At 69.0% G+C, this 7501-nt stretch carries 8 protein-coding genes; 7 read left to right on the top strand and 1 reads right to left on the bottom strand.

Annotated features, from left to right (window positions below; translation table 11 throughout):
• The first annotated feature begins 104 nt into the window (after positions 1 to 104).
• Genes AC27VN_RS03620 through AC27VN_RS03590 form a run of 7 tightly spaced genes read left to right on the top strand, consistent with a single transcriptional unit; the run spans position 105 to position 6747 of the window.
• Positions 105 to 1853, top strand: a complete 1749-nt coding sequence (locus AC27VN_RS03620; RefSeq protein WP_490875665.1) for a CocE/NonD family hydrolase — start codon at positions 105 to 107, stop codon at positions 1851 to 1853.
• A 46-nt stretch (positions 1854 to 1899) separates the two neighbouring features.
• A complete protein-coding gene (locus AC27VN_RS03615; protein ID WP_490875664.1) occupies positions 1900 to 3147 on the top strand; it encodes an ABC transporter substrate-binding protein in 1248 nt (415 codons plus the stop codon).
• Between the two features lie 4 nt (positions 3148 to 3151).
• Positions 3152 to 4021, top strand: a complete 870-nt coding sequence (locus AC27VN_RS03610; protein WP_208514078.1) for a branched-chain amino acid ABC transporter permease — start codon at positions 3152 to 3154, stop codon at positions 4019 to 4021.
• On the top strand, positions 4018 to 4959 hold the full coding sequence (locus tag AC27VN_RS03605) for a branched-chain amino acid ABC transporter permease (protein WP_490875663.1): 942 nt from the start codon (positions 4018 to 4020) through the stop codon (positions 4957 to 4959). The genes AC27VN_RS03610 and AC27VN_RS03605 overlap by 4 nt, the downstream gene beginning before the upstream one ends.
• On the top strand, positions 4956 to 5699 hold the full coding sequence (locus AC27VN_RS03600) for an ABC transporter ATP-binding protein (RefSeq protein WP_490875662.1): 744 nt from the start codon (positions 4956 to 4958) through the stop codon (positions 5697 to 5699). Before AC27VN_RS03605 ends, AC27VN_RS03600 begins: the two co-directional genes overlap by 4 nt.
• Positions 5689 to 6411: an ABC transporter ATP-binding protein gene (locus AC27VN_RS03595; protein ID WP_490875661.1), complete on the top strand. Its 723-nt coding sequence runs from the start codon at positions 5689 to 5691 to the stop codon at positions 6409 to 6411. The genes AC27VN_RS03600 and AC27VN_RS03595 overlap by 11 nt, the downstream gene beginning before the upstream one ends.
• Before the next feature lie 6 nt (positions 6412 to 6417).
• Positions 6418 to 6747, top strand: coding sequence for an NIPSNAP family protein (locus tag AC27VN_RS03590; protein ID WP_490875660.1), 330 nt, complete (start codon positions 6418 to 6420; stop codon positions 6745 to 6747).
• A 40-nt stretch (positions 6748 to 6787) separates the two neighbouring features.
• On the opposite strand, the gene AC27VN_RS03585 is transcribed toward AC27VN_RS03590, so the two are convergent.
• The gene (locus tag AC27VN_RS03585) at positions 6788 to 7360 is read right to left on the bottom strand and encodes a TetR/AcrR family transcriptional regulator (RefSeq protein WP_398492474.1); all 573 of its coding nucleotides are present in this window, start codon (positions 7358 to 7360) and stop codon (positions 6788 to 6790) included.
• Positions 7361 to 7501 lie beyond the last annotated feature (141 nt).

Raw genomic sequence — 7501 nt, 5'->3', positions numbered from 1 at the left:
GTGGCTGGCCGGCGACGCCTCGAGCTATGTGCACGGCGCGCTGGTCGACGTCTCCGGCGGCCGCTGAAGCCCACGCATTCCATTCAACGAGAAGCAGAGCAACCATGAGCAATGTCGAACCCCTCCGTTCCGAAGTCCGCGATGGCATGCGCATCGACTGGGACGTGCCCATCGTCATGGACGACGGCCTGGTGCTGCGCGCCGACGTCTTCCGCCCCGAGGCGCCGGGCCGCTACCCGGTGGTGCTGACCTGCGGCCCGTACGCCAAGGGCCTGTCGTTCCAGGAGGGCTATCCGAGCGCGTGGAACGGCATGGTGCTGGAGTTCCCCGAGGTCGGCGCGGGCTCGACCAACAAGTACCAGAGCTGGGAGGTGGTCGACCCCGAGAAGTGGGTGCCCGACGGCTACGCATGCGTGCGCGTGGACTCGCGCGGCTGCGGCCGCTCGCCGGGCTTCGTCGACCACTTCTCGGCGCGCGAGACGCAGGACTTCTTCCAGGCCATCGAGTGGGCCGGCGTCCAGCCGTGGAGCAACGGCAAGGTCGGCCTCAACGGCATCTCCTACTACGGCATGAACCAGTGGCAGGTGGCTTCGCTGCAGCCGCCGCACCTGGCCGCGATGTGCATCTGGGAAGGCGCTTCCGACTGGTACCGGGACGCCACGCATCACGGCGGCATCCTCAGCACCATGTGGGCCAACTGGTACGACATGCAGGTCAAGACCGTGCAGCACGGCCTCGGCGAGCGCGGCCCGCGCAGCAAGGTGCACGGCGACACGGTGTGCGGTCCCGAGACGCTGTCCGACGCGCAGCTGCAGGTCAACCGCTCGCAGTTCGGCGACGACATCCTCGGGCATCCGCTCGACGACGCCTGGCACCGCGAACGCTCGGCCGTGTGGGACCGGATCCGCGTGCCTTTCCTCTCGGCCGCCAACTGGGGCGGGCAGGGGCTGCACACGCGCGGCAACTTCGAGGCCATCGCGCGCGCGGCCTCGTCCGAGAAATGGCTCGAGGCGCACGGCCTGGCGCACTGGACGCACTTCTACACCGACTACGGCGTGCAGCTGCAGAAGCGCTTCTTCGACCACTACCTCAAGGGCGAGGCCAATGGCTGGCGCGAGCGGCCCAAGGTGCAGCTGCAGGTGCGGCACGTGGACCGCTTCGTCGAGCGGCCGGAGCACGAGTGGCCGCTGGCGCGCACCCGCTGGACGCGCTACTACCTGCACTTCGGCGACCATTCGCTGCGCACCGAGCCGCCCGCCGCGCCGGCCACGGTGGACTACGAGGCGCTGGGCGACGGCCTGACCTTCATGTCGCTGCCGCTGGCACATGACACCGAGATCACCGGGCCTTCGGCCGCGCGCCTGCGGCTGTCGTCGTCGACCGCCGATGCGGATGTGTTCCTGGTGCTGCGCGTCTTCACGAGCGACCTGCGCGAGATCACCTTCCAGGGCGCGCTCGATCCGCACACGCCCGTGGGGCAGGGCTGGCTGCGGGCCTCGCACCGCAAGCTCGATCCGCGGCTCAGCCAGCCCTACCGTCCCTACCACCCGCACGACGCGCTCGAGCCGCTCGAGCCCGGCCAGCCCGTGGACCTCGACGTGGAAGTGCTGCCGACCTCGATCGTGGTGCCGGCCGGCTACCGCATCGCGCTGTCGGTGCGCGGCAAGGACTACGAGTGGCAGGCGAGCACCGGCCTGAAGCTCTCGAACCTGAAGAACGAGCTCAAGGGCTGCGGCCCGTTCCTGCACAACGATCCGCGCGACCGGCCCGCGGAGATCTACGGCGGGCGCAGCACGCTGCACTGCGATCCGGCCGACCCGCCCTTCATCCTGCTGCCCGTCATTCCCGACTAGGCGCGGCGAGACACGTACCGGCGCCACAACCACAAGGAGACAAGACATGAGCATCGATCGCCGCCAATTCATCGCGACCGCGGGCAGCGCCGCGGCACTGGCCAGTTGCCCGCCGCTGGCGCGGGCGCAGTCCGGGCCGATCCGGCTGGGCCTGCTGACGATCCGCACCGGCCCGCTCGCCTCGGGCGGCCTCGACATCGAGCGTTCGCTGCAGCAGTACCTGCGCGAGCGCGGCCAGACCCTCGGCGGGCGCAAGGTCGAGCTGGTGGTGGCCGACACCGCCGGCGTGCCGGCCACCGCGCGCACCAAGGCGCAGGAGCTGGTGGAGCGCAACAAGGTGCATGCGCTCACCGGACCGATGGCGGCCTTCGAGGCGCTGGCCATCGACGACTACGTCCGCCAGCAGCAGGTGCCCACGCTGTGGATGCCCGGCGCCGAGGACATGACGCAGCGCAAGACCAATCCCTGGGCGGTGCGCGCCACGGCCACCTCGGCTCAGTGCTCGCATCCCATGGGCGACTACTGCGCGAAGGTCCTCAAGTACAAGCGCATGGTGGTGATCGCCGACGACCTGGCCTTCGGCCACGAGACCGTGGGCGGCTTCCAGCGCGCCTTCGAGGACGCCGGCGGCAAGGTCGTGCAGCGCCTCTTCTCGCCGCTCACGGTGCCGGACTACGGCAGCTACCTGGCGCAGCTCAAGACCGACGCCGACGCGATCTTCATCGGCTTCGCGGGCTCCAACGGCTTCCGCTTCCTGCGCCAGTTCAACGAGTACGGCCTGGCGGGCAAGCTGCCCGTGGTGGGCAACATGACGGCGCTCGAGGAGTCGGTGCTGCGCAACATGGGCGACGAGGCCCTCGGCGTGCTCACCGCCTGCTGGTACTCCGCCGAACTCGACAACGAGGTGAACCGCAAGTTCTCGGCCGCCTTCCGCGCCGAGACGCGCTACGACCCCGGCCTCTACGCGGCCATGGGCTACGTCAACGGCGCCGTCTTCGAGGCGGCGGTGACGGCCGCCAACGGCCAGGCCGAGGACAAGGCCGTCTTCATGAAGGCGCTGCGCGAGGTGAAGCTCGCCAAGACCGCGCGCGGGCCGGTCTCGTTCGACGCCTACGGCAACGTGGTGGGCGACGTCTACATCCGCAAGGTGGTCCGCAAGGAGGGGCGCCTCGTCAACTCGGTGATCGACACCTACCCGAACGTGAGCCAGTTCTGGAAGTACGAGCCCGCGGCCTTCCTCAAGGAGCCGGTGTATTCGCGCAGCTTTCCGCTGGCCAGGCACCTGGAGAGCTGAGCGCATGCCCTCGACGCAATTCATGGTGCTGCAGGCGCTCAACAGCCTCTCGCTGGGCGCGGTGCTGTTCCTTCTGTCCTCCGGCTTCTCGCTGATCTTCGGCCTGATCCGCACGGCGAACCTCTCGCACGGCGCCTTCTTCATGCTCGGCGCCTACCTCGGCGTGATGGTGTTCAGCCGCGTCGCGAGCCTGTGGCTGGCCGTGCTCGCGGCTGGCGTCGCGCTCGGCGTGCTCGGCGCGCTGGTCGAGCGCTTCCTGATCCGGCGGCTGGCCGGCAACGCGCTCAACCAGGTGCTGGCCACGCTGGGGCTGTCGTTTATCATCGCCGACGCCTGCCTGCTGCTGTGGGGCGGCGACCCGATCCCGCTCGCGACGCCGGAGCTGCTGCGCAAGCCGCTGGTGGTCTTCGGCATGGCCTTTCCCGCCTACCGGCTGTTCCTGCTCGGCGTGGCGGCCGCGATCGCGCTGGCCCTGCACCTGATGATCGACCGCACCCGGCTGGGCGCCATGATCCGCGCGGGCGTCGACGACATGCCGATGGCACGCGCCGTCGGCGTACCGGTGTCGCGCCTGCTGACGCTGGTGTTCAGCCTCGGCGCCGCGCTCGCGGGCATCGGCGGGGTGCTCGGCGCGCCGATCCTCTCGGCCTATCCCGGCATGGACGCTGACATGCTGCCGCTGGCGCTGATCGTCGTCATCCTCGGCGGCGTGGGCAGCCTGCTTGGCGCCTTCGTCGGCAGCTTCGTCATCGGCGCGATCTACACCTTCGGCACCGCGCTGCTGCCCGACCTCGCCTACGTGATCCTGTTCCTGCCGATGATCTTCGTCATCGCCTTCCGCCCGCGCGGCCTGTTCGGGAGGATCGCCGCATGACCCGCACCATCGCCGGCTGGCTGGCGCTGCTGGCCGCGCTCGCCGCCATGCCCTGGGTCGCGGGCGAGTACTACGTCAACCTCGCGACGCAGATCCTGATCGCCGCGCTGTTCGCCTCCAGCCTCAACATCCTCGTCGGCTATGGCGGCCTGACCTCGCTCGGCCATGCCTCCTTCCTCGGCATGGCGGCCTACGGCAGCGCATGGCTGACCACCTCGCAGGGCCTCGATGCCTGGACGGCCGCGCCGCTCGCGCTGGCCGCCGCGGTGCTGACGGCCGCGGTGTTCGGCTGGATCGCCCTGCGCGCCAGCGGCATCGGCTTCCTGATGATCACGCTCGCATTGAGCCAGGTGCTCTGGGGGCTGGCCTACCGCTGGTCCTCGGTGACCGGGGGCGACAACGGCCTCGCCGGCCTGGGGCGGCCTTCGCTGCCGGGGGTGGACCTGAACGCCTCGACGCCGTTCTTCTACTTCACGCTGGCGGTGGTGGCGCTCGGGATGGCGGTGCTCATGGTCTTCGTCGCCTCGCCGTTGGGCACCTCGCTGCGCGGCACGCGCGACCAGCCGCGGCGCATGGCGGCGCTGGGCCACGACGTCTGGCGGGTGCGCTGGATCGCCTTCGTGTTCGTCGGCTTCCTCGGCGGCGTCTCGGGCCTGCTCTATGTCTACTACCACAAGTACATCCATCCGAGCTCGCTGGCACTGGGCTCCTCGGCCGAAGCCCTGCTCGGCGTGATGACCGGCGGCACCGGGACGCTGGCCGGGCCGGTGGTGGGCGCGGCGATCGTGCTGCTGCTCAAGAACTACGTCTCGGGCTACGTCGAGCGCTGGAACATGTTGCTGGGCTTCGTGTTCGTGTTCATCGTCGTCTGGATGCCGCAGGGCGTGGTGCCCGGCGTGCGCCGCCTGTTCGGCGCGGCGCGGGAGGAGCGGCCATGAATGCGCCCGCGCTCGAGATCCGCCATCTCGCGAAATCCTTCGGCGGGCTGCCCGTGACCCAGGACGTCTCGCTCGCGATCGCACAGGGCGAGCGGCGGCTGATGCTCGGTCCGAACGGCGCCGGCAAGACCACGCTGTTCAACCTGATCGCCGGCGACCTGCGCAGCGATGCCGGCGAGATCCGCATCTTCGGCCAGGACGTGACCACGCTGCGCAGCGACCAGCGCGCGCAGCTCGGGCTGGCGCGCACCTTCCAGATCATCACGCTGTTCGACCGCGACACTGTGGCGCAGAACCTGATGCTGAGCCTGCTCGGCCGCTCGCCGCTGCGCTGGACCGCCTGGCACCCGATGCGCCCCGAGGCCGGCTTCGACGAGCGCGCGCAGGAAGCGCTCGAGATGGTCGGACTGCAGGACGCCGCGCGGCGTCGGCTCGGTACCTTGTCCTATGGCGAGAAGCGGCGCGTGGAGATCGCGATGGCGCTGGTGCAGCGGCCCCGGCTGCTGCTGCTGGACGAGCCGCTGGCCGGCCTGTCGCAGGGCGAGCGCGTGGCGATCCGGCAGCTGCTCGACCGCATACCGAGGGAGACCACGGTCGTGATGATCGAGCACGACATGGACGTGGCCCTCGACTTCGCCGACCGTATCACCTTGCTGCATTACGGAAAGATCCTGGTGGAGGGCACGCGCGCGGAGGTGGTGAACCACCCCAGGACACGGGAGATCTATCTTGGCCAATGAAACGGCATTGACGCTGGCCGGCGTGGATGCGCTCTACGGCGACAGCCAAGTGCTCCACGGCGTGGGCTTCTCGGTGCGCGCGGGGACCGTGCTGGCACTGCTCGGTCGCAACGGCGCGGGCAAGTCCACCTGCATCAGCAGCATCATGGGCTTGCTGGCCGGCGGCCGCGGCCGCATCGCGTTGTTCGGCGAAGCGATCGGGCGCGCGAGCCCCGAGCGCATCGCGCGCCTGGGCATCGGGCTGGTGCCGCAGGGCCGGCGCGTGTTCGCCACGCTGTCGGTGAAGGAGAACCTCGATGTCGCGAAGCAGCCGCCGCGCCACGCGGGCTGCGCCGCATGGACCATGGCGCGCGTCTTCGAGCTGTTCCCGCGTCTGTCCGAACGGCGCCACCAGGCGGCCGGTTCGCTGTCGGGCGGCGAGCAGCAGATGCTGGCCATCGCGCGCGCGCTGATGGGAAATCCGCGCGTGCTGCTGCTCGACGAGCCCTCGGAAGGGCTCGCGCCGCAGATCGTGGTCGAGGTCTCGCGCACCATCGCGCTGCTCAAGGCCGAGGGGCTGACGATCGTGCTGGTGGAGCAGAACCTGCGGCTGGCCGTCGAGCTGTCCGACGATGCCGTGGTCATCAACACCGGGCACGTCGTGTTCGCGGGGAGCACCTCGGCACTGCGCGCGGATCCGGCCCTGATCGAACACCACCTCGGAATGCACTGAACCACCATGATCATCGAGATGCGCACCTACACCCTTCGCCCTGGCACCACGGCGGAGTACTTCCGGATCTACGAAGCCGAAGGCCTCGCGCTGCAGCGAAGCATCCTCGGCAACTACCTGGGGTCGTACCGCAGCGAGATCGGGCCCTTGAACCAGGTGGTCCACCTGTGGGGCTTCGACAGCCTCGACGAGCGCCAGTCGCGGCGCGACCGGCTCGCGGCCGATCCGCAATGGCAACGCGCGGTGGAACTGTTCATCGGCTTCTTCGTGGCGCAGGAAAGCAAGATCCTGCTGCCTGCGGCATTCACGGGGCCGATCGCCATGGCCGGGGCGTGATGGCTTGCACGATGCGATGAACTGACCGAGGCCGCCTCGCCTAAACCGCGGCGAGACGCAACCCGGATGCAAGAGCGAGGAAACCGTCGATCGCCTTCTGGGAAGCCTCGTGCGGGTCCTCCGCGCTGGCGATCCACAACGACGCCCCGAGCAATGCGCCCATGATCAGTCGCGCCGTGGCGGGCGCATCGACGGGCCGCACCGTCTTCTCGGCGATGAGCTTCTCGATACTGCGCTGCGTGCTCATGATGCAGGAGTTCTGGCTGGGCCAGCGCGATGGATCTCCCAGCACCGCCGGTCCGTCGAGAAACACGATGCGCTGGATCTCCGGCTCGAGCGCCATCTTGATGTAGGCAATGCTTTCGTCGATGAAGCCGTCCCAGGTCGTCTTCGCTTCATCGACGATGGCGGTGAGCCGGGCCGTCATCTCCGCGTCGATCTGCGCGATCACCGCCTCGAGCAAGCCCTTCTTGTCCCCGAAGTGATGGTAGAGGGCGCCGCGCGTGAGCCCGGCCTGGGCGGTCAGCACGTCCATCGAGCTCTGCGCGAATCCCTGGGTGGCAAACGATTCTCTTGCCGCTTTGATGAGCTTGGCACGGGTCTCCAAGATCATGTCCGAACGCTTCTGTGCCATGAAATCCTCAAATTGACCTACGCGGCGTATGTGAATTGACATACGTCGCGTATGTGAAATAGCATACTCACATACGAGGCGTATGTTAGTTGCTGGCGGGTGCTCTGGAAAGCGTCGCGC

This window comes from Variovorax sp. 20P10.2.4, from assembly GCF_058244205.1.
The sequence above is the reverse complement of the archived record's forward strand: the minus strand, read 5'-3'. Positions and strand labels throughout refer to the sequence as shown.

Coding starts and splice junctions, on each gene's coding strand:
- AC27VN_RS03620 (WP_490875665.1), top strand. CDS start 105: ATGAGCAATGTCGAACCCCTCCGTTCCGAAGTCCGCGATGGCATGCGC.
- AC27VN_RS03615 (WP_490875664.1), top strand. CDS start 1,900: ATGAGCATCGATCGCCGCCAATTCATCGCGACCGCGGGCAGCGCCGCG.
- AC27VN_RS03610 (WP_208514078.1), top strand. CDS start 3,152: ATGCCCTCGACGCAATTCATGGTGCTGCAGGCGCTCAACAGCCTCTCG.
- AC27VN_RS03605 (WP_490875663.1), top strand. CDS start 4,018: ATGACCCGCACCATCGCCGGCTGGCTGGCGCTGCTGGCCGCGCTCGCC.
- AC27VN_RS03600 (WP_490875662.1), top strand. CDS start 4,956: ATGAATGCGCCCGCGCTCGAGATCCGCCATCTCGCGAAATCCTTCGGC.
- AC27VN_RS03590 (WP_490875660.1), top strand. CDS start 6,418: ATGATCATCGAGATGCGCACCTACACCCTTCGCCCTGGCACCACGGCG.
- AC27VN_RS03585 (WP_398492474.1), bottom strand. CDS start 7,360: ATGATCTTGGAGACCCGTGCCAAGCTCATCAAAGCGGCAAGAGAATCG.